At 49.1% G+C, this 22,292-nt stretch carries 14 protein-coding genes; 7 read left to right on the top strand and 7 right to left on the bottom strand.

Annotated elements, in window-relative coordinates:
• The first annotated feature begins 3 nt into the window (after positions 1–3).
• Entirely contained in the window at positions 4–774 is a 771-nt protein-coding gene (locus GJJ30_RS17185) for a TIGR03915 family putative DNA repair protein (protein WP_154176388.1), read from the top strand.
• Positions 775–988: 214 nt separating this feature from the next.
• Here GJJ30_RS17185 and GJJ30_RS17180 read toward each other — a convergent pair whose 3' ends face one another.
• Together GJJ30_RS17180 and GJJ30_RS17175 are read right to left on the bottom strand one after the other, a co-directional pair.
• Positions 989–1,819: an NAD-dependent epimerase/dehydratase family protein gene (locus GJJ30_RS17180; RefSeq protein ID WP_154176387.1), complete on the bottom strand. Its 831-nt coding sequence runs from the start codon at positions 1,817–1,819 to the stop codon at positions 989–991.
• A gap of 72 nt (positions 1,820–1,891) precedes the next feature.
• Positions 1,892–2,746 (bottom strand): AraC family transcriptional regulator, encoded by an 855-nt coding sequence (locus GJJ30_RS17175; protein WP_154176386.1) that lies wholly within the window; start codon positions 2,744–2,746, stop codon positions 1,892–1,894.
• Positions 2,747–3,503: 757 nt separating this feature from the next.
• Here GJJ30_RS17175 and GJJ30_RS17170 point away from each other — a divergent pair.
• Complete coding sequence (locus GJJ30_RS17170) at positions 3,504–3,767, top strand: hypothetical protein (protein ID WP_154176385.1); 264 nt, start codon at positions 3,504–3,506, stop codon at positions 3,765–3,767.
• A gap of 343 nt (positions 3,768–4,110) precedes the next feature.
• Here GJJ30_RS17170 and GJJ30_RS17165 read toward each other — a convergent pair whose 3' ends face one another.
• The 4 genes from GJJ30_RS17165 to GJJ30_RS17150 form a co-directional block, all read right to left on the bottom strand.
• The gene (locus GJJ30_RS17165; protein ID WP_154176384.1) at positions 4,111–4,254 is read right to left on the bottom strand and encodes a hypothetical protein; all 144 of its coding nucleotides are present in this window, start codon (positions 4,252–4,254) and stop codon (positions 4,111–4,113) included.
• A 114-nt stretch (positions 4,255–4,368) separates the two neighbouring features.
• Positions 4,369–5,898 carry a RagB/SusD family nutrient uptake outer membrane protein gene (locus tag GJJ30_RS17160; RefSeq protein ID WP_154176383.1) on the bottom strand — a complete coding sequence of 510 codons (1,530 nt, stop codon included), beginning with the start codon at positions 5,896–5,898 and terminating at the stop codon, positions 4,369–4,371.
• A 42-nt stretch (positions 5,899–5,940) separates the two neighbouring features.
• Complete coding sequence (locus tag GJJ30_RS17155) at positions 5,941–8,961, bottom strand: SusC/RagA family TonB-linked outer membrane protein (RefSeq protein WP_229313181.1); 3,021 nt, start codon at positions 8,959–8,961, stop codon at positions 5,941–5,943.
• A 990-nt stretch (positions 8,962–9,951) separates the two neighbouring features.
• The gene (locus GJJ30_RS17150; protein WP_154176381.1) at positions 9,952–10,386 is read right to left on the bottom strand and encodes a winged helix-turn-helix transcriptional regulator; all 435 of its coding nucleotides are present in this window, start codon (positions 10,384–10,386) and stop codon (positions 9,952–9,954) included.
• Positions 10,387–10,485: 99 nt separating this feature from the next.
• On the opposite strand from GJJ30_RS17150, the gene GJJ30_RS17145 reads away from it, so the two are divergent.
• Positions 10,486–11,349: an SDR family oxidoreductase gene (locus GJJ30_RS17145; RefSeq protein ID WP_154176380.1), complete on the top strand. Its 864-nt coding sequence runs from the start codon at positions 10,486–10,488 to the stop codon at positions 11,347–11,349.
• A gap of 394 nt (positions 11,350–11,743) precedes the next feature.
• Here GJJ30_RS17145 and GJJ30_RS17140 read toward each other — a convergent pair whose 3' ends face one another.
• On the bottom strand, positions 11,744–14,446 hold the full coding sequence (locus GJJ30_RS17140) for a glucosidase family protein (RefSeq protein WP_205880574.1): 2,703 nt from the start codon (positions 14,444–14,446) through the stop codon (positions 11,744–11,746).
• A gap of 406 nt (positions 14,447–14,852) precedes the next feature.
• Between GJJ30_RS17140 and GJJ30_RS17135 the strand changes: the two genes are divergently transcribed.
• The 4 genes from GJJ30_RS17135 to GJJ30_RS17120 are packed head-to-tail and all read left to right on the top strand — an operon-like array spanning position 14,853 to position 22,285.
• A complete protein-coding gene (locus GJJ30_RS17135; RefSeq protein ID WP_154176379.1) occupies positions 14,853–18,137 on the top strand; it encodes a family 78 glycoside hydrolase catalytic domain in 3,285 nt (1,094 codons plus the stop codon).
• A gap of 13 nt (positions 18,138–18,150) precedes the next feature.
• Positions 18,151–20,880, top strand: a complete 2,730-nt coding sequence (locus GJJ30_RS17130; RefSeq protein ID WP_154176378.1) for a family 78 glycoside hydrolase catalytic domain — start codon at positions 18,151–18,153, stop codon at positions 20,878–20,880.
• A gap of 30 nt (positions 20,881–20,910) precedes the next feature.
• Entirely contained in the window at positions 20,911–21,657 is a 747-nt protein-coding gene (locus tag GJJ30_RS17125; protein ID WP_154176377.1) for an SDR family NAD(P)-dependent oxidoreductase, read from the top strand.
• Between the two features lie 4 nt (positions 21,658–21,661).
• Positions 21,662–22,285, top strand: coding sequence for a cyclase family protein (locus GJJ30_RS17120; protein ID WP_154176376.1), 624 nt, complete (start codon positions 21,662–21,664; stop codon positions 22,283–22,285).
• Positions 22,286–22,292: the final 7 nt, after the last annotated feature.

Raw genomic sequence — 22,292 nt, 5'->3', positions numbered from 1 at the left:
CGAATGACAACCCTGCAGTATGACGGAACGTATGAAGGATGGCTAACGGCTGTCTTTGACATTTACGCCTACAAACTGGAGGATGTGGTTTTTAATAAACCGGGTGCCTCATCCGGTTTGATGTTCGGGTCCACGCACCGGGTCATTACGGATGAAACGAAAGGGGAGCGGGTCTGGCTGGGCTTGCAAAAGCGTCTGTCTGCCGATGGCTTGAAACGGCTTTACAAAACCTTCCTGGCGGATTTCGAAAAACCCGAAGAAACCATGTGGCATTTTGTCCGGCATGTATTTAACAACTCCCACAATGTGGAGGAAGATTACAGTCATCCGGCGGTTTGGGAAATCCGAAAAACCGCCAAGCGCGTAGACCGGGAAGTGCATCGCATGGAGGCCTTTGTTCGTTTCAAGCTCACCAGGGATCACTTGTATTATGCCATCATCGAACCCGATTGCGATGTGTTATCCCTGATTTCCAATCACTTTGAAAGCCGATTTGCTGATCAGCGATGGTTGATCTATGACGCCCGACGCAGGTATGGCATTTATTATAATTTAGAAAACGTGACGACGGTAGCGATTGATTTTCACCAGGGTCGGGCAACGTCTAACCTGATTGCAGAAATTAGTGATGAGCGGGAAGAGTTTTACCAGGATCTGTGGCGTAGCTACTTCAAGAGTGTAACGATTGCGGCCCGTAAAAATTTGCGTCTCCAACTTCAACACATGCCGAAACGTTATTGGAAGCATCTGACGGAGAAAATGAGTAAAGGCTGATGCGATTGCAGGTGAACAACTGCAAGCCATTATCAAAGCGATGAAGGAAGGAAGTATGCTTTATTAAAACCGCAATCATGGTTCAAATATTTTTTTCTTCCTGAATAAGACATTTCTTCGATTTTAATAGGAGAGTTTTGAGAAGTAAGCACCTTAAAATCAGTAGTTTATTGTAACGATATACTTGCTCTCAAAACTCTCCTCCAATGCTGCATTACAGAATTTGCTCCTGCATGGCCTGGTAGATCGTCCTGACTGTTGGCTGGAAGCCGAGACTGCGAGCCAGCGAACGATCACTGTGGAGATACCAGGGATTTACAAGCGGCTCACAGGATGATTCCAGCGGCTCGCCGACCAGTTGGGCTAATTCGTAAACCGAAGTCGGTGCTTCATCGGAAATATTGACGATACGTCCGTCCAGTGCACCGGTCAACGCCAGGTTCATTGCGGTGGCGATGTCGCGGTGATGGATCGTACTGATTTTCATGGCAGGGTGCCACTTTGCCGCTTTAACATGCTTTGGAAGATCCTCCAGATGTCCGTCCCCGTCACCGTATACGAAGGGAAAACGTAAAATCGACCAATTGAGTCCACTCGCACGGAGTTCCTTCTCTGCCGCAACCTTACTGGCCGGATAAGCATGTTGCGGTTCAACCGGGTCATCCTCGCGGCCGGGATGCGGATTGTTTGTATTGTAGACGTGGGTAGTGCTGGCCAGGATGAAACGCGTGTGTGGGGCATGGGCTGATGCCGCAGCAATAAGGTTGCGGGTGCCTTCCAGATTGCTTTTCCAGATCAATTCATTGTCCTTACTGCGAAACACGGCGGCCAGGTGAATAATCGCAGACACATCACTGACAGCCTGGGTGAGTGAAGCCGCATCAAACAGGTCGCCCGCTACGGTCTCCGCATTAGCGGGAACCTCTTTTCCCCCGCGCACCAGCGCACGACAATCAAAACCCGCTTCCACAAGACGCGGTAAAAGACGGGCTCCCACAAGCCCGGTTACTCCAGTTACCAGAATTTTTTCCATTTTTCTGCTCATGACTTTACTCGTTAAGTGATGAGCAAAGTTCGGTGGAGCCAGGTAAACAGGGCCGGATGAAAACCGACGAATTCAGGACAAATCCCGAAAAAAACCGGCGACGGTTTTACCCGTTACTTTTTTAAACAGGCGGGAAAAGTAGTCAGGGTCATTGAAACCCAGCTCAAAAGCCAGTTCTTTGACCGAAGACCGCTCTCCATAGTGAATTCGGCGTCTGGCTTCCAGCATTAAGCGGTTTATCACAAACTCTTTTGGTGAGAGTCCCGAATAGTGTTTAACAATCTGGTACAGGCTATCCGTACTCAGGGCAAGCTCCTCCGCAATGTCCTTAATGGCCGGGTGATCGGTCAGGTTGTTTTCGACAAATACTTTGAAGCCAATGAATTTTGTAAGTCTTTCGTCGGCTGGCATTCTTTCACCGGCAAAATAGGCCGCGTTAATTTCAGTCAGGAGACTATTCAGATGGGCCAGAATGAGTTCCGGATCCGTATTCGAAGTGGTTAATAAACCTTGAAGGAGTTCAAAGATTGCCTGAAGCCTGGCTGATGCAGCCGGAGAAAAGCCTATTTTTTGCTGATTGAGCGGATTTAGCAGAAAAGGATATTGTCTGGGTAATCGGGAAAGGCATTCTTCATCAAAGCCCAATTTATAATAATTGTTCCCGTGCAAGGCTAAATCCAACTCCTGAATCTGGTGGGGCAAGGAAAAAAGCAACTCCTGCTTGCCAACCACGAATGTTTCGCCATCAACGCCATATCGGGTAGAGCCATCCAGAATAAATAGAAAGAAATAATAAGGTAACCGGTGGGTAAATCCGTAGTTGTCAATGGCCTGTTGGGATAAATGGCCAAAATTCGGAGAAACAATCCGAATGGGCAGTTGGCTATTTTGGCTGAGGTTTTCCGGTAACGAACGGGTCTTTGGCATACCTAATTACTACCTGACATTCATGTATCAAAATTACATTTTTGAGGTTTAAATGGATAAACTTTTTGTAGGAATGGTGGACCTCAAACTGGATTTGTCGACGCGACCGAATTCCTCTTTTTATCTTACGAAACCGTCTTTCAACGAATTAGTTTAGCCGCCCGAAAGCATCAGAAACAGGCCGGTATTTTAATTAGTAACCCCGACGACTTACCCTTGCTAAAAGAATCGGGTTATTCCTGTCTGGCGATTGGGTCTGATCTGGGAATCGTGCGGGACGGATTTCTGGCAGCAACTTCCTGCTAAGAAAAATGAGATCGGTTTTAGGGTCGTACCAAGTTGCTCAGCCGTAGCCCTCAACACCTTATGAATTTTCCCTTCCCTGGTCACCGGTTGTAGGTTATATATCATCAGTCCCATAAGACCCAGTTTGCCAATGGAGAGCGATTAAAAGCTGGTAAATGAGATGTTGTCGGCTTTGGTGGCTAAATAGTCATCCTATCTCTGGTACAATTAGCTCATAAATAAAAATATATTACCATATAAACTATTTTTATAGTTTATATGGTAATTATTGATTTAATTTCGAACAATACTAAGAAATAGGAGCGGGATTCTGGTCCCGGTAGTAACCAGCGCCTACTCAAGATTATTATTTTTATATCAATCATGTCTTTTTTTATGGAATTAACTCCGTAAATACATCTATACAGTAATTAGTGTCGTTCCCTTCCAAATCGATGGTTTTAATAAACCTATGACAGCTAAAAAGAATAGGGTAGATTTTGATGATAATCAGTCTATTCCACCTCATATCACATATGAACTACTTACTAAATACCTGGAAAATGAATGCACAAAGGACGAAAAAGAAGTGATCGATCAATGGTATGATTCCTATGATGCCAATCCTAACGTTGTACCTGCCCCAGATGAAAAAGAAGAAGATATTAATTTGAAAATGTTTCTAAACATTCGGAAAAGATTAGGTAAAAACTCCCCCGAAAATACTATTGAATGAACGTGTTATTTTCTTATATTTTGTCAATCAATTATTTAAGCTAACTAATGCTGGTTAATTGTGTCCTAAGTTGAGAGTCAATAAAACGCATGTATCTGGTGGTTTTCTGAATCATTAATTTTCTTAAATAATTTTAATTTCTGTAGCATGTTATAAACTAAGTAATCCCGGCTCTGTCCAAAATTCGTTTTATACTGAGCGGATTATTTAACGATAAAACCTTGCCACGGAATCCGTATCAGCCTTGCTCGATGCGGCCGCTCCCTTGCGGTTTCCGTTTACCGCCTGGGACTTCCACTTTAGTAATGGAGATTTTCATCCCATTGTCAACCAACAACCGGGTTTAGTCATTAGCCCACTTGTGAAAGGACCAGTACACAGTTTGCAAAGCGGAAACTGTGTCGGCAAATCCCGCCAGATAATACCGTTTTTGCCGGGATTTCGATGCGGTCAGGTAGAAAATGGTCGCTTTGGAGGTCCAGTTCACGGTTTTCTCGTTTAAAAAATAGCTGACTCAAACAGCTTATAAGGTGAATTCAAGTAAACCAGATGTGTCTTCGCTTTGCAACGAAGACACATCATTTGTTTTACGCAATTTCTATCAATAGCCTGGATTCTGGATCAATGCACTGTTCTTGTCTATTTCACCTTGAGGATAAGGAAGTACATTGTTTTTTTCTCCAAAAACCAGTGAAACGCCGGCCGGGTTTTTAACTGCTGCAAATTTTGCTGCGGCAACACCCCAACGCTTCAGGTCAAAATAGCGGTGTCCTTCCATCGCCAGTTCAATCCGCCGTTCGTGACGAATAAACTCCCGCAGCGTTTCTTTCGTGCCATACTGCGTTTGGTCAACCTTGGGCATGGCGACACCCGTTCGGGTGCGAATCTTGTCAAGTGCTTCATAGATTGACGCATCAGGCCCGGACAGTTCGTTTTTGGCTTCTGCATAAGCCAACAAAACTTCTGCATACCGCATGTGGACAATGTTCATGTCGGTAACTGGAATTTTGGACCGGTCGAATGGCAGCTTGGAGAGGTCCATGTATTTCCGCTGTGCAAATCCCGTCAGAATCGGGTCGGTCGTTACAAACGTTGAACCATCCGGATTGATATAAGGATCACCGGGCACCTGAATCGTCATTTTCAGCCTTGGATCCCTTTTCGCGTACGGATTCGCCGGGTCATAGCCCGAAGCGGGATCGGTAATGGCTTTACCCGTGACGGTTTCATAGTCATCCACCAGATTTTTATAGGGCTGATTACCCCCGTACCAGCCGATTTCCACCAGCATGCCTTCATTTCCCTGCGGGTTGTTAGGGGCAAGGTATTTGGTGCTGAAAATGATTTCCGGATTTCCCTGCTGGGTGGGTTGTAAAAAGAGATTCGAATAACCGCCCTGAAAGATTGAAAACGTATTGGTGGCCATTATGGCACTGGTCAGCGCCACGGCATCAGCCCAGTTTTGCTGGTAAAGTCGTACCCTTGCTTTCAACAGTTGAGCACTTGCCCGAACGGCATGCCCGGCGTACGCCGTTGCGGGCAGTTTCGCGATCGCGTTGTCCAGATCTTCAACAATAAAAGCGATTACGTCAGCTTTCGGACTTTTCGCTATTTTGGCTTCTTCGGCCGTCTTGGGAGCGGTTTTATAAAGAATCACATCGCCAAAATATTGCACCAGCTCGAAATAGAAGAGGGCCCGGAGAAACCGGGCTTCGGCGATGTAAACATCCTTGGCTGCCTGAGAAACCGCTGCAAGGGCCCCCACGTTCTCCAGAAAATAATTTGCCGAGGCTATTCCCGCATAAGGCTCATTGTATAAGGCGGTTGGCACATTGGATGCATTAATTATACCAATACTGGGGTTCTGAAATCCTATTTGGTTGTGCCGGTCGTAGGAATTGTCTGAATACCCATCCAGAATGGTCCGGCGGTGCCCGAAAACGGCGGTCTGCAGCCTGCGGTAAACCCCCACCAGCGCCATGTCGACGTCAGCCTGGGTTTTCCAGAACGTAGCGCCGGAGATGGCGTTTAGCGGATTTTTGTCCAGATAGCTCTCATTGCAGGAACTGGTACCACCCAGCACCAAAGTCGCCAGCAAGGCAGAAGAAATAAATTTATGTCTGAAGTTCATTTGTTTTCCAGTTAAAATCAGCGTGAATCAGGTCCCCAATTCTTAGAACTTAAAGCTTAAGCCAGCCGTGTAAATCCGCAATTGCGGGAACTGGGCAAACCGGCCGGAACCGGCCCGCTCGGGATCGTTCCCTTCATACTTCGTCCAGGTCAACAGGTTATCCCCGGAAAGGTAAACCGTCAATCCTTTCAATCTGATCTTCTTCAAAATCTTGTCGTTAAGCGCGTAAGACAGGTAGAGGTTCTTTAGGCGCAGGTACGAAGCATCCTGAATGAAGTAGGTTGAAGAATACCCGGCTACGCCCGCATAACCCGTCAAATAGGTCGCTGGAACGGTGTTGCTTGGGTTGGTTGGAGACCAGGCGTTCAGGAATCGAATCGGGGGGGCTGAGCCTTGTTGAAAGGGTTCGTAACCCCAGCCGGTTGTCTGGGTATTCACCCCCTGAACACCCTGGAAAAAAGCAGTCAGGCTAAATCCTTTCCAACCTGCATTCAGGTTGAACGAATAGTTGTATTTGGGAAACCGGCTGATTCGAATCCGGTCTTCCGGTCCCACCGTACCGTTGCCATCTACATCCCGGATTTTCAGATCACCGGGCTTTAACGTACCCGAGGAGGGTTGTTTGGGGGAGTTATCGATTTCGGCCTGACTTTGGAATACCCCAATCCAGTCGTAGACAAAGAAGTTATTATAAGGCTGACCCACCTCGATCGTACCCAGCGTTGGAGCTAACAGCTTGGTAACCTTGTTGTTGTATTTGTGAAACAGCACGCTAACCCCATAATTGAAATCGCCAATACTCTTCCGGTGCCGTAGTTCCAGTTCAATGCCCTGGTTTTGCATGGCTCCGGCATTGACAATCGGTGGCGTCAAACCAACACTGCTTGGCAAATCCGCCCGCGTGGAAAGAATATCGGAGGTATTACGCCGATACCAGTCGATGGTTGCGCCGAAAAGCCCTCTGAAAAGATCGATATCCAGACCGAAATCCAGCATGGAAGTTTTTTCCCACCTCAGATCTTTGGTCACCAAACGGGTCAGCTGAGCGCCGGAAGCCAGCGTTGAGTACGGGTAAGCCGTCAGACTGAGTACATCCTGGTACGGATAGGTTCCATTGATGCTGGTCCCGTTTACCAGGGAATTTCCCAGTTCCTGATTGCCCAAAACACCGTACGAAGCTCTGAGTTTCAGGTTATTCACCCAGGATAATGTGTTTCTGATGAATCCTTCTTCGGAGAGTCTCCAGCCGGCCGAACCTCCGCCAAATGTACCAAACCGATAGTCCGGGCCAAACCGCGAACTTCCGTCCCGGCGAATATTGCCTTCCACGAAATATTTGCCTTTGTAGTCGTAGGTAGCGCGACCAAAAGTTGATCGCAAGGCCCATTCCGATGCCGTACCACCCGTCACCTGATTGTTGGCGCCACTACCATCCAGCACCATGATGGTTGTGTTTGGAAAGTCGTACCGCTGACCGATGATGTTCTCCGTTAAGTTGTTCTGTTGTTCAAACCCTGCCAGAAGCCCCAGATTGTGATCCTGTCCAAATTGCCGGGTGTAGTTCAGCGTACTGAAAAAAGTTTTCGTGATGCTGCGGCCTTCCTCCTGGCGAAGTCCTGAAAACGTGGGATTCCCGTTGGCAACCTGAACATAAGCACCTGACGCGTCGGGTTGATACGCATAGGATGGAGAGGAAAATTGCCGGTTTTTATATTGACTGTTCAAAAAAGTCAATCCGGCTTTGCTAATCCATTTCAACCCTTTCAGGATATCAATTTCTGCAAAAGCCTGGGCATTGATGTTGTAGGTTTTCGTAAACTGACCTCCGGTGGCGTATACTTCCTCCACACTCCGGTTGCCTGCTCCGTTCCCGATGAAATCGCGGTTGGTTGCTCTTCCGCTGCCATCCGGCAGGAAAGGCATGAATGTGGGGGCCGAAGCGTAGGCCAGCAGCAGCAAATCGTCATTGACCAGCCAGGGTGCCTTCGCATCCTGAAACGATAGATTCAAATTTGTACCGATCCGTACCCTTTTATGGATCTGGCTGGAAAAATCGATCAGACCATTGTAACGTTTGTATAAATACCCTTTCGTGATGCTGTTCTGATCCAGGTAATTGAACGAAACATTATAAAGCGTTTTCTCATTACCCCCGCTGAAGCCCAGGTGGTGATTGACAATCGGACCTTTCCCCAGGACATAATCCAGCCAGTTAAAGTTAGGATATTGAGGGTTGTTGGAATTGTTTCTGTACAGATCAATTTGCGCCTGCGTGTAAAGCGGGGTTTGTCCGCTTCGTGCCCGCGCTGCGTTGTACATTTCCATGTATTGCACCGAGTTCGTAATGAGTTCCGGCGTTCGGGTAGCTTCGCTAATTCCATAGCTTCCCGAATATTCGATTTCTGACGAGCCGGCCTTGCCCTTTTTGGTGGTGATCAAAATGACCCCGTTGCCCGCACGAGCCCCATAAATAGACGACGAAGCCGCATCTTTCAAAACGGTAACACTTTCGATATCCTGCGGAGAAAGATTCTTGATCGTACCGATAATTCCATCCACAAGGATCAGGGGGCCATTGGATGCTCCGAAAGAACCAAATCCCCTCAATTGGTACGCAGCATCATCACGTCCCGGTTCCCCCGTAGACTGGATGACATCCAAACCGGTCACCCGGCCCTGCAAAAGATTCTGCACATTGGGTACAGGCCGCTCAGTCAGTTCTTTGCCCGAAACCGTCGTGACCGAACCGGTCAAATTGGCTTTCGTCCTGGTTCCGTAGCCGACAACGACCACCTCGGAAAGCGATGACTCGGCAGACTTCAGGGTAATAGTTAGTGTTGTTTGCGTACCGACAGGCACCTCCTGCGTGATATAGCCAATATAACTAACCACCAAAACCGCACCTTCCTGTGCCTGGATGCTGAACTTTCCATCGGCATCGGTAACCGTGCCGGTGCTGGTTCCTTTTAACTGAACATTTGCTCCGGGCAGGGGGGCATCACCATTATCCAGGACCGTTCCTGATACCCTGCGGCCCTGCGCAAACAGCAGTTGACCGGACATGAACAAAATCAGGATTACAAGAAGCGATTTGGGAACCAATCCCTTAAAATGGGCTGCTCGGGTTAGAGATCCTTCTTGTTCAGCAAAGCGACGTCGGGCCGGGAGCCAGTCGCGATGCCCTTTCGTTTGAAATGGATAGTTTTGTTTCATAAATCGGGAAGAATTTGATGGAATTGTAAGGGTGAATAGGAAAGCTGTTTGCTGGTTAGATTTAATTTTTGTTGCTCACAGAATGCGACTGGTAAATTCCAAAATGGCGATCCACCAGTCAGAAATCATTTTAATTATTTATACTGATAAGTTGGATAAAAAATGCTAGTTTTTATAGTTTTTGTCTAAATGTTTTGAATAACCTGTCCATTTCCATAGGATTTATAACCAGGATAGGCATTTTGTTCCAACTTCTTACAAGTTCCTTTCATTTGAAGAAGGCAAAGTAGGATTGATAAAGTAGCAACTTAGGGGGCAACGGATTTCAGGACGAGACAAAGGCGGAGAAATGGATACTTGACGATGATATTCGCACCCACCTGCACTGGTTCCCCGATTTGAAAAGGAAGATTATTCACCACCTTTTGCTCAATCAGACCGTGGAGTGCAGGTGGAACCAGAAATGTTCCAGTTCGGTGGTTTCAAATACGGACCGGTTTAATCTGCATTCATAAGCTTATTGAAACCGCTCCCAAACCTGGCAAACAGGTAGCCTGGCTGGAGTCAAAAGGCAGTTCAGAAATAAGAGTAAACCTATTGGTACTTTAATTACCATTCGGTTTCTGGTTTTCAAGCAATTATTAGGTTGATTGGTAAACTGAAAGGAAGGCTGAAACGGTCATCGGCCCATGACAGGGAGTACTTTCGTGAAAGAAGCACAATAGGCCACCACCTGAAACCCTATCGCAGGTATCAAATTTACCTTTCCTAAACGCAGAAATTCAAGACTACCCCGATCAAGCCCGTAGATAGAAAAACTATTATCCCGGCTCGCAGCAATCAAGCATCATGCAACAGGCTTGCCAGGGACTTTTCGCGGGCAAGCCGTTGGTACTTCTCAATAGCCGAGTCTTTTCCGGCCTGAAGTTCGTTCAGTAAACCAGGGTCGATGTCGGTGATGTAATGCTTGGATCCCCACAGAATGAGCGCCACAATAATGGGGATAGTCTCAACCCCTTTTTCCGTCAGACTGTATGTAAACTTCGATTTCTTATCAACGGCCACAGCCTTGGTTAAGATGCCTTGCGACTCCAGGACCGACAGGCGATCGGCCAGGATGTTAGTCGCTATTTTTTCCGCTGACTGCAGGAATTGACCATATGTTGACTTCCCCGCGAATACCATATCCCGCAGAATGAGTAGAGTCCATTTGTCACCCAACACATCGAGCGATGTGCTGACGGGGCAGGCAGAACGTTGATTAAGCTCTTTCATACTACCACTTTATTTTTTACTTGCATTTTGCAAGTATTTTAATCTATCTTTGACTTGCGATTTGCAAGTAAATATACACCGGTTTTTATTTCTTTTAATATGATTCTAGTAACTGGAGCCACCGGTGGGTTAGGCCACCAAACCATCGACTTTTTGCTCACCACTACCCCGGCCGCAGAAATCGGCGCCCTGGTGCGCGATATCAGTAAAGCCACGGACATCATGAAGCGGGGCGTAGACGTCCGGCAAGCCAACTACTTTGACTACCCCGCGTTGGTGCGAGCCTTTCGAGGCTTCGATCAGGTGCTGCTGGTTTCCGCCGTGGCGTTTACCGACCGGTTTCACCAGCACCGGAACGTCATCGATGCCGCCAGGGAAGCCGGGGTGAAGCACCTTTTTTATACCAGCATCCAGCGCAGCACAAATTTTGTGATGCAGGAGGTCACCGAAAGCGACCTGGCCACGGAAGCCTACCTTAAAGCGTCCGGGCTGGTATACACCATTCTCAAAAACGGCTACTACTTCGAAGGCCTTGGGTACCTGATTGGGAGCGAGGTGCCAGACACCGAAATACTTTACCCGGCGGGAGAAGGCAAGATAGCTTTTGTTAAGCGGACCGAACTGGCAGCTGCCACTGCCGCCCTGCTGACCAGCGGAGGGCACGACAACCAGGAGTATACCCTGTCTGGGAGCGAAGCCTATTCGTTTCAAGATATCGCCCGCGAACTCTCCGCCTTAGCGGGTCGGCCCATCACTTATAAAAGCAGCGAGCTGGCACCCTACATCGCGCAGAAAGTTGCCGCTGGCTTCCCCGAAGTCGTTGCCAACTTCCTTGCCCAGTGGGGTGCCGCCACCCAACACGGCATGCTGGCCGGGACACACGATACAGTAGAGCGTCTGCTGGGCCGAAAGCCAACTTCGCTGCGGGAGTACCTGAAAACGACTTATTTTCCGGGTACCTGAACGCTTGTAGCAGCGGCCAATATCCCCTGCATCAGTCAACCAGTCCATCGATTTTCCACCGGACTTGGCTTGCTGGATTCCAGCCTGGGCATCTAAAAACTGGCCCGACTACAGGCTACGTTGCCGTGCTGGAACCATTGGTTTCGGCGGGCACCGTAGCCGAGTCAGGATGTAACATTCATAGGGCATATTGGTGCTTCAAACACTCGTCCAGGCTGCTGGCGAACCTGACCCCGTAAATTTTGCTGCCGGACCAGGAAATTGTGTAGCCGCAACCGCAATTCGTCGGGGTGAAATGGTTTGCTGATGTACTCATTGGCTCCGTTCGGTTGCAACCAACTTTTCCAGAGTGATGGGCTTTGTATCTGTTCCCAATTCCGCAGGTAAAAGATCATCAGTAGTCAAGCCGGATTTCGGCCTGGCCCGAGAAAGGTTTTATGGAGACGGTTTCCGTTTGTTCGTTATAGATCCCTCCGGTTACCTTGACCGGTTTTTTACCGGCGGGATGCGGGATCCGGATCAACACTTCTTTCGGTTTACGAGGATCCGGACAGCTCACGGTAGCGGTGATGTATCCCTTCTCAACTTCCGAAGTTACATTTGTCGAAATCGGACCGAAATAGCTCCTGACATTATTCAACGTTAGTTGATTGCCCTGCTCCAGCCATTGGCGTGGGACCGTATTGAACAATCGGAGGTTGGGATCCTCTTCCAGATAGAGCATCCAGCGGGTTTCCATCAAAAACCAGGCTTCCTCATGCGTCTTATGCGGACTTACCTTGAATAAATGCTCCCAGAAGGTGTAGGTTTCCCGATCGGCATGGGCCGCAAACGTGTTGTAGTAAGTGCTTAAAAAAGGTTTGGTCATACCCAGCTTCGCCTGCATCCAGTTATGGCGGCTGTAATAGGGTTGACTAAACGCTGAATTTTCCTGGTAGAAAAGCTCGCTGTGGTAGTTCAGTAGCGTTTTAGCTGCGGGTTCATTGGGGGCCAGTACTTCGCAGAATACCAGATACATGGGCCCAAGCATTCCATCCGGTGCCGTAAACGTACCATGCGACCAGAAGGTTTCGCGTTTCTGGTACATCCCTCGCAAACCGGTCCCTTCCGTCCAGGGCGGAGCCGTTGGACACCAGGTGCCATCGCCCAAGGGAACAACCGGCGATAACGCCACCGAATTAAAAAACGACTGGCGGATGTCTTCTTTCCAGGCATCCGCTTCCTTTCTGAGCCTTTCGGATTGGGCAGGGTCAATACTGGCCAGCATTTCGGCGCTCCGACTCATGCCAAGGTAGGCATATCCATTGAGCATGAATTGATGAAAATGATCTTCGGGATCCGCTACTTTCCCTTCGATCATTCCATACCCCCGGCCGCGCAGTTCTTCCTTTTTGTTCCGGTTGCGCCACGCGATCAGGTAATCACAGGATTTAATCAGTTTTGCCTTTATTTCCCCGACCCATTCCCGGTCGTTGGTATACCGGAAGTATTCGCCCATGTTCCACAGGGCAGCCCCGGTTTCGACCATATACCCATTGAAATTCTGGATAAAACCGTCCTCGTGCTGTTTGTCCAAAAAATAAGCCAATGATCTCTTTGCCACCTCGTTCCAGCCCATGGAGGCATAAAACTGAATGATTGGCGCGCTTTCGGTTCCGATGGGTGAATAGACGCCAATGGTCGGTGCAAGTGTGGCGTTGGGTTCACTGCCATAGGTAATCAGATCGAGGTGTAACAATCCGGCCCGAATCATTTCGTTGATCCGCTTTTCGGGGACGTGTATTTGTGCGGCCTTGTTTAGCTTGGCAAGCCAGAAATTCTTGCTTTCAGCGTAACGCTGTTCAAACGGCTGCATCGCCAGTTGCACAGCGCGTTCCTGAGAAACAGGACTATGAGGAATAAAAAAATCAAACAGCGCTTTTTCACCGGGTTGCAGTAAAATAGACATTTCTTCACCGGGCAGCGGTTTTCCGTTCAGTTTGGAAATACAGAAAACCCGGTTTTCCGAATAAGCTGAAAAACCGGTTTTTGGATCGAAACGATACGGAAATTTCTGCCACCACATAGTGCCCGGACGTGGCGTCTTAAACCACGCGTAACGGGGCACGGATCCGGTGTTGACCACTTCCGATCGGAAATATAAAACGGTTTCTTCGTCCGGATTAAGTGCTTTTTCTGATCTCGTTTTCACCTGGTCCTGCTGTTCTTTGGTAAACATGTGACCACCACTGAAACTGTCGGCCACCCAAAAATCGGTCCCTTTCAGCTCCGAAAGAGGTGATTTTTCCAGGGATACAAACGTAGTTGATTGATACACGACCTCATCATCGGTCAACGTTGAGTGTAAAATCGGGAGCGTACCCTGTTCCAGACGGCGCGAAACATTTTCCTTTACGCCAACGCCCCGACCATAGGTGTACAGATAATGAACCGGTTCATTTTTGGTCTCCGCCAGTCGTAACGCGGTCGACGATCGTTTGGGTGAAATAATGGACGCTTCGCCCTGAGATGCATCCGATAGGTTTTCGACAAGCTCGAAAATTCTAAAATCCCGGCTGGTCCCCAGCCAGGTGGGTACGGTCATATTTCGGACCTGCTTTTCAACCGAGGAAAAGGAAACTTCTTTCTCGGTTTCAATCCGTTGCAGTTTGGTCATCGTTTTTCGGGAACGTACAGTGGCCTCGACCTCCTGGTATGAACGTTTATCCGTCGCATTCAATACAACGGCGCCATAATCCGGCAGATAAATGGGGGAGGTGGCTGTAACATCCCGAAGAAAAAATGAAAAAGGATTTTTAGCCGTTTTAATTGACACGACGGTGGCTCCGGTCCCGTATTCGTTCCGGACGCTATCAATCGTGATCAGGATGCCTGGTCGGCTGGCTGATCCTACCTGAAAAGCGTGGGCTTTTATTTTGCCTTTTCCGGCTGACCCTTCGATTCTACGCAGAACCCCGTGCTGCAACTGAACCGTACCGGATGGCAACGTACCTTCTTTCCATTCGATCCTGACCTGGGCTGTTTGTTGAGAAAAGGCCTCTACACTCAAAACCGTCATCAAACACAGGAAGGCATTCGAAATCCATTTGTAATCCATAAACTCAATGTATCGGCTAAAATTAAGAGGTAATAGGATCAGAAGTTGATTGACACAATCGCCGGTACGGCTCCTGCTGTATTCCTGGATCCGGCTACTCCACGTTCATACTTACCTGGAAAAAAGTGGGATAACAATCACGACTTCAGGAGGTATTTCGCTAATAAAACTACTTATCGTTGTCTAAAAGTGGTAATTCTAATCGAATAAATGGTATAAAAGTACCATTTTTGGCTATTAAACTGGAATTCTTGAATTCGCCAAACCATTAAGTTTACATCTCTATCTCTATAAGTTTTTGTAGAAATTTTAATACATATTAAATACACAAAATTAATTGATTAGCCCCAACCGGTTTACGACTTATAACCCGAGTTGGCTAGTCACTACTTTTCAAGCTTTACCAATGAAGATTCTTTGGTTTACTTTTCTGGCGCTGTTATCTTCCTTAGTAACCTACGGTGGCAATCAAAATACGGCGCTGAAAATCAATAATCTGCGAACCGAGTACTTAGTGAATCCGGTTGGGATTGACATCGAAAAGCCCCGTTTGAGCTGGGAACTGGTTTCTGCACAGCGGGCACAGTCTCAGTCTGCCTATCAGATTTTGGTGAGCACGGATTCGCTGTCTCTGGTGAAAGATGTTGCTACCGTTTGGGATTCAAAAAAGGTGGAATCCGACCGGGCCAGCCAGGTGAATTATGCGGGCAGTAAGCTGGTTTCCCGGACAAAATACTTCTGGAAAGTCCGCGTTTGGGATGCCGGGAAGACCGTAAGTTCGTGGAGCGCCATCGCCAGCTGGTCAATGGGTCTGCTAACGAAAAGCGACTGGCAGGCCCACTGGATTGGAGCGCCGGAAGAAAACGTACCAGACAGTGCAAAATTTAACATTTGGCACAGTTTTCAGTCGGGGTCTGTTGCCACGGAGAATGCCGTGAATCAATGGGTTACGGTTGATTTGGGTTCGCAACAGGAAATTCGTCAAATTAAACTGTATCCCGTACCTTATAAACTTCACGCCAACGGATATTTATTCCCCAGGCGTTTCAAAATTTTGGTTTCGGCTAGCGCAGATTTCAAAAAGTCAGCGGTCCTTGCGGATGAAAGCGCCCAGGATTATGATCAGAAAGGGATGGAACCGTACCAAAAACAGATTTCGACTGCCACCGGCAGGTATCTCCGGGTCGTCGTCAGCAAGCTCCGAAAAACGGGCGAGGGGAAGTACGCTTTCGCTATCGCTGAGTTGGAAGCCATCAATGCCAATTCAGAAAATGTTGCCCTGAAAAAACCGGTCGTCGCATCCATTCCGTACGCGACCCATCCTGCTTTTTCAGCGGCAAACTGGAGCCCGGCCAAACTGACGGACGGTGCTTACGTCGGCAGTTCAGCCAATCGCAAGCCCTTTAAAACGTCCATACCCGCATCGCCCTTGTTGCGCAAGACCTTCACGGTAACGAAAAAAATTAAGCAGGCCACCCTCTACGCGAGTGCTTTGGGCCTATATGAAATAACCATCAACGGGAAAAAAGCCGGGAATCAGGTATTGGCACCCGAGTGGACCGATTACCACGAACGCGTTCAATATCAAACGTATGATGTCACGAAATCCCTGAAAAATGGCGTCAACGTGATGGGGGCGATGCTGGCCGATGGTTGGTACGCGGGCGGCCTTTTTTCCCATCCGGATCGGGGGGCGTATGGATTCGACCGGCGATTGATCGGGCAACTGGAGCTGCTGTTTGACGATGGTACCCGAACGCAGATTGTAACCGATGCCAGCTGGAAACTCCTGGAAAACGGACCCATCCAAATGGCATCCATCTTCGACGGCGAAAATTTTAACGCGAAACTATTGCCCGCCAGGTGGATGGAACCGGATTTTGATGACGCTGGGTGTAAATCAGCTGTCATCGATAAAACCGTCTCAAAAATCCTCAACGCCCAACTTAACGAGCCGATCAAAGTTATTCAGGAAATTACACCCGTGAAGTTGGTCAAGGTGAAGGAAGGTACGTACATCTTTGACCTGGGGCAGAACATCGCGGGGTGGGTAAACCTTAGAATTCCTTATAATCCAGCCCAGAGCATCACGTTCAGGCACGGCGAAGTACTGGATGAACAGGGACAACTCTACGTCAGCAATTTGCGGGCAGCCAAACAAGTGGACGTATATACACCAGGGTTAGAAAAATCCATTGACTATGAACCGCGCTTTACGTATCACGGATTTCGATACGTTGAGATTTCCGGACTTACTCAGGAACCCCAACCAAGCCAGGTTACGGGCAAGGTGGTGGCGTCTGCTGCGCCAATAGCCGGAACGTTTGAAAGTTCGTCGCCCGACCTTAATAAGTTGTGGACCAATATCTTATGGACCCAGCGAGGTAACATGCATTCGGTCCCGACCGACTGCCCCCAACGGGATGAACGGGCGGGCTGGATGGGAGATGCCCAGGTCTTTTCCCAGACATCAATTTTCAATCTGGATATGAGTGCATTTTTCACCAAGTGGGTGAGGGATATGGCCGATTGCCAACGAGCCGACGGACGGTATCCGGATTATACCCCGCAGGTGGATAAGTGGAATCGCTATTGCAATGCCCCCGGCTGGAGCGATGCGGGGGTTCTGGTCCCCTGGCGAATGTATGAGAACTATGGCGATACGGCCATCCTGGCCCGCCAGTATACCTCGATGAAAGCCTACATCCAGCACATTCTGGACACCAATCCGAATTTGTTGTGGAAAAATGAGCGGGGGAATATGTACGGCGATTGGCTGAACGGAAATACCATTATTGCGGACGACTATCCGAAAGAGGGGGGGAAAGTGGATAATGATATCTACTCGACGGCCTTTTTTGGAAACTCAACCCGAACCGTCGCCAAGGTCGCCCAGCTACTGGGGCATCAACAGGATTACGTGTTCTATGACTCCCTGGCCAACGCGATAAAAGCCCGGTTTATCAAAGAATACGTGACCGATGACGGCACCATTGCCGGCAATACGCAGGCGGCATACGCCCTCGCGCTGGAGTTTGACCTCGTGCCCGAAAAGCTGAAGAAACAGGCCGCAGTCCACATGGTACAGGCCATCAAAGCCTATGATTACCGGATCTCGACCGGTATTCAATCGACGATCCGGTTGATGAATCAGTTGTCGGAATACGGGTACGCCGACGTGGCGTATAAATTACTGGAAAGCCGCCGGTTTCCATCCTGGATCTACTCGATTGATCAGGGGGCAACCACCATTTGGGAACGCTGGGACGGCTACGTCAAGGGACGCGGTTTTCAGAACGTAGGCATGAATTCATTCAACCATTACGCCATTGGCGCCGTGGGCGAATGGATGTACCGAAGCATCCTGGGCATTAATGCCGATTCGGCTGGCTACAAGCATTTTACCATTAAACCGCGTTTGGGAGGCAGCCTGACCTGGGCCAAAGGATCGTATCACTCTATGGCCGGAAAAATTGCCGTTGACTGGAAAGTCGATAACGGCACCTTCCGGTTATCTGTTCAGATTCCGGCGAATACCACGGCGACCGTTTACCTGCCAGCCGGGAAAAGCATGAGCGAAAACGGGCAACGAATCACCGGATCATCAGACATCCGAATTGTGGAGACCACCGACTCCGGGACGGCTTTACGCGTGCCATCCGGTAGTTATACATTTAGCGTTGCTTTGTGAAGTAAGATAACCGATGAAGGGTAGAACAATAACGTTACTGGTCGTCTTCCTGCTTTGCGTAGCTTTTACCGTAAAAGCGCAAATTCGGGTGGTTGCTGCTTTGTGCGACAATCGGGCGAATCCGGTCGGTATCAACCCCCGTGATCTGTTTTTCTCCTGGGAAATGCAATCGCCAAAGGAATCGGTCAGGCAGTCTGCCTATCAATTGGTTATTTCATCGTCGAAAGCGAAGTTAACGGCTGGCCAGTTTGATGTATTCAATTCCGATGTGGTGAAAAGTGATCAGAGCATTCAGGTTCATTATTCGGGGAAAGCGCTTCAGTCGGCGCAGACGTATTGCTGGAAAGTTCGGGTATGGGACACGGATAAAAAACCGTCTGCGTGGAGTGGCCCGCAGCAGTTCACGACCGGAATCTTTACCCCGGCGGATTGGAAAAACGCCCGCTGGATCGGTTACGAAGATTTGCCCGATTCCGGGCGGGTCGTGCCCTTCTTTCACCTTCAACTGAAACCGGGTGATTCCCGAATTTTTAAAAACGCCCGGTCGCCGTTGCTCCGTAAAGAATTTACGACGGCTAAAAAAGTGGCAAAAGCGCTCCTGTTTATCAGCGGTTTAGGCCATTATGAGGCCAGTATCAATGGCAGCCGGATTGGGGACGCTTTTTTGTCGCCCGGCTGGACTAGCTATGATAAAACCATTCTCTATAATACCTACGATATTACCGGGCAACTCCGTCCCGGAAGCAATGCGATCGGCGTCGTGCTGGGCAACGGTTTCTACTCCATTTCGCAGGAGCGGTACGTGAAAGGAACGGGCACCTTTGGTAATCCCAAACTGATTGCCTTGCTGAAAATTACGTACACCGATGGCAGCACGGATCATCTAATTTCGGACCAAAGCTGGAAAGCAAGCCCGTCGCCCATCACGTTTAATACCATCTACGGCGGAGAGGATTATGACGCCCGTCTGGAGCAAAAAGGCTGGAATACGGCCGGTTTCGCCGATCAGACCTGGAAGAATGCGGTTTTAGTGACGTTGCCAAAAGGTAAGCTACTGCCCGAAATCGATTACCCCGTTCGGTTTCTGGATTCCTTAACCGCCAGGAATATGAAGGTGGTCGGACCGAATATTGTCGTGTATGATTTTGGCCAGAACTGTTCGGGGGTTCCCCGCATAACCGTAAAAGGGAAGGCTGGACAGATCCTGAAGATAACGCCAGCCGAGTTGCTTCATGCGGACGGAACTGTCCATCAGGCGGATGGCGTTACACCCCATTCGTATGCGTATACGCTGAAAGGAGATGGCGAAGAAACCTGGCAGCCCCGGTTTTCCTATTTTGCCGTTCGGTACGTTCAGGTGGAGGGCGTACGGGTTAAGGGAGAAGAGGCTGATCTGTCGGAGGTTACGGAACTGAAAGTTCTCCACAACCGCAATGCCACTTCGGCCAATGGTACGTTTGCCTGTTCGAATGAGTTGTTCAATCGGATCTATACGATGACGGATTGGGCGATCAAAAGCAATCTGCAAAGTTACATCACCGACAACCCCCAGCGGGAAAAACTAAGTTGGCAGGGTGAGCAGAATTTTATGCGCACGGCGATCAATTATACGTACAATGTGTACAATCTGTATCGCAGTCTGATTCAGAACATGGCCGACGCGCAGCACGAAAATGGCCTCGTTCCCGACATTGCCCCGGAGTATATTCAATTCGAAGGACCTTTTGTTGATTCGCCCGAATGGGGCACCACGGCGATCCTGGATTCCTGGTTTTTGTATCAGTTTTACGGGGATACGTCGGTAGTCCGCAAAACTTACCGGATGATGACCCGGTACGCGGATTTTCTGCAAAGCCGGGCGACCAACAACCTGCTCCTGTACGGTCTGGGCGACTGGCTGGATATCGGAAAAGTGACACCCGTCGGCGTTACGGCTACGGCTTATTACTACCATTCCATCAGTGCCTTAAGTGCCATGGCGGCTCTGATTGGAAAACCGGATGATGCCGCCCGCTACCGCAATCGGGCTGAAACGATTAAAACCGCCTTCAATACAAAGTTCTTTAATCCGGAGAAAAAACTGTATGCGACCGGTAGCCAAACCGCGATGGCGATACCGATCAGCATGGGCCTGGTAGAGGAAAAATACCAAAAAGACGTGCTCCATAACCTGGTGACGAACATTCAGGCGATCGACGCCAATCGGCTGACGGCTGGCGACGTTGGAAACCGGTATCTGATCAAAGCACTCTACGAAAATAATCACCCGGAAACGCTGTTTACCATGACCAATCGCGACGACGTGCCGGGCTATGGGTTTCTGCTGAAACACGGGGCGACGGCCCTGGTCGAAACCTGGGATGGCAAATCATCGCAGAATCAACTGGCCATGGGACATATTCTGGAGTGGTTTTATGAGGGCATTGCCGGAATTGCCCAGAAGGAAAATTCCGTCGCATTTAAGCACCTGAAACTTCGTCCCCAGCCAGTGGGTGATCTGACCTGGGCAAGGGGCAGTTTCCATTCGCCCTACGGCTGGATCAAATCCGGCTGGACCAAAGCCGGCAACCGGTTTACCTATCAGGTCGAAATCCCCGTAAACACCGTAGCCACCGTTTATCTGCCCGCGAAGGCCCGTTCAAAAATTACTAAAAATGGGAAAATCGTCCGGGATTATAAAATGGAAACGGATGCGGTTTTGCTGGAATTGGGTTCGGGTAAATACGAACTAAACGTGGAATGACCAAGGCAGTATAATGAATGTAATGGATCAATGAGAGGACTAAAAAATAAAACTGTAGTGATTACCGGCGGCCTTGGAGACCTGGGTTATGCCACCGCCACCCGAATGACCGAAGAGGGGTGTGTGGTTGTTCTGGTTGATCTTCAACCCGATACGAATCATAAAGCCTCAGCTCTGGATGCCTATTTCTGGCAACTCGATATCAGCGATGAAGCTGCGGTGGCGGAAACCTGTGCGGCCATTGAAAGTGAGGTTGGCCCCGCTCACGTGCTCATCAATACCGCAGCCCGGTTTATCTTCAAAGGGGTAGACGCTACGGCCGACGAATGGCAGCAGATCAATGCGGTCAACATTGGCGGTACGTCGCTGATGGCTAAATACATCGTTCCGCAGATGAAAAAGAACGGCGGTGGAAGTATCATCAATTTTTCATCGGTGAGCGGCTTTGTCGGACAAGCCACCTTCGCTACGTACAACGCCACCAAATTCGCCATTCGGGGACTAACCAAATGCTGGGCGCAGGATCTGGCGCCTTTTGGGATCCGGGTGAACACCTTGTGCCCGGGCTACATCTACACCAGCGCTTTCATCAATTCATGCGAAAAATTAGGCTTGAACATCGACGAAGAAGATCGTCGGGCATCAGCCATGCACTTATTAAACCGGCAGGGACGTCCCGAAGAAGTAGCTGCTGCTGCTGCCTTTCTGGCCAGTGACGATTCTTCCTTCATTACCGGCAGCGACTTATTGGTTGATGGCGGCTATTTAGCTAAATAAAACGATGAAACTGGTCGATCTATCCCATCCCCTGGTCCACGGACAGCAAACGTTTCCGTCTGACCCCAAGCTGAGCATCGTTCCGCACGGAAACACCCGCACCTTGAAATACAACATTACGCAAATCGTGATGGGGTCGCATCAGGGAACGCACCTGGACGCGATGTACCATTTTCTGGATGATGGCAAAACACTGGACCAGATGCCTTTGGAGTGGTTTTATGGGAAGGTGCATGTGCTGAGAATTCCCAAAGAAGCCCGGGAAGAAATTACCGTCGATGATTTTTTACCCTATGAACCGCTGCTGGTTCCCGAGGCAAAAATCATCTACGACACGGGTTGGTACAAAAACTTCGGGAAGGATGATTTCTTCGAAAATTTTCCGTCGCTGACCCAGGAAGCCAGCGCGTTCCTGGCCGACCGGAATATCCGGATGCTGGGCATGGACACGCCAACGCCAAGCCGCGACTGGTATGAAGTGCACCACATTTTGCTGAAAAAAGAAATCGTCATTGTGGAAAGCCTGACGAATCTGGATCAGGTTCCCAACGAATTTACATTCATGGGATTTCCGCTCAACTTACAGGGCCGTGACGGCTCTCCAATACGAGCAATCGCTCAATTCTGAAAGTCAG

Origin of the sequence: Larkinella terrae, from assembly GCF_009668025.1 — a bacterium.
Lineage (GTDB): Bacteria > Bacteroidota > Bacteroidia > Cytophagales > Spirosomataceae > Larkinella > Larkinella terrae.
This window is presented reverse-complemented; position numbering and strand designations above follow the sequence as displayed.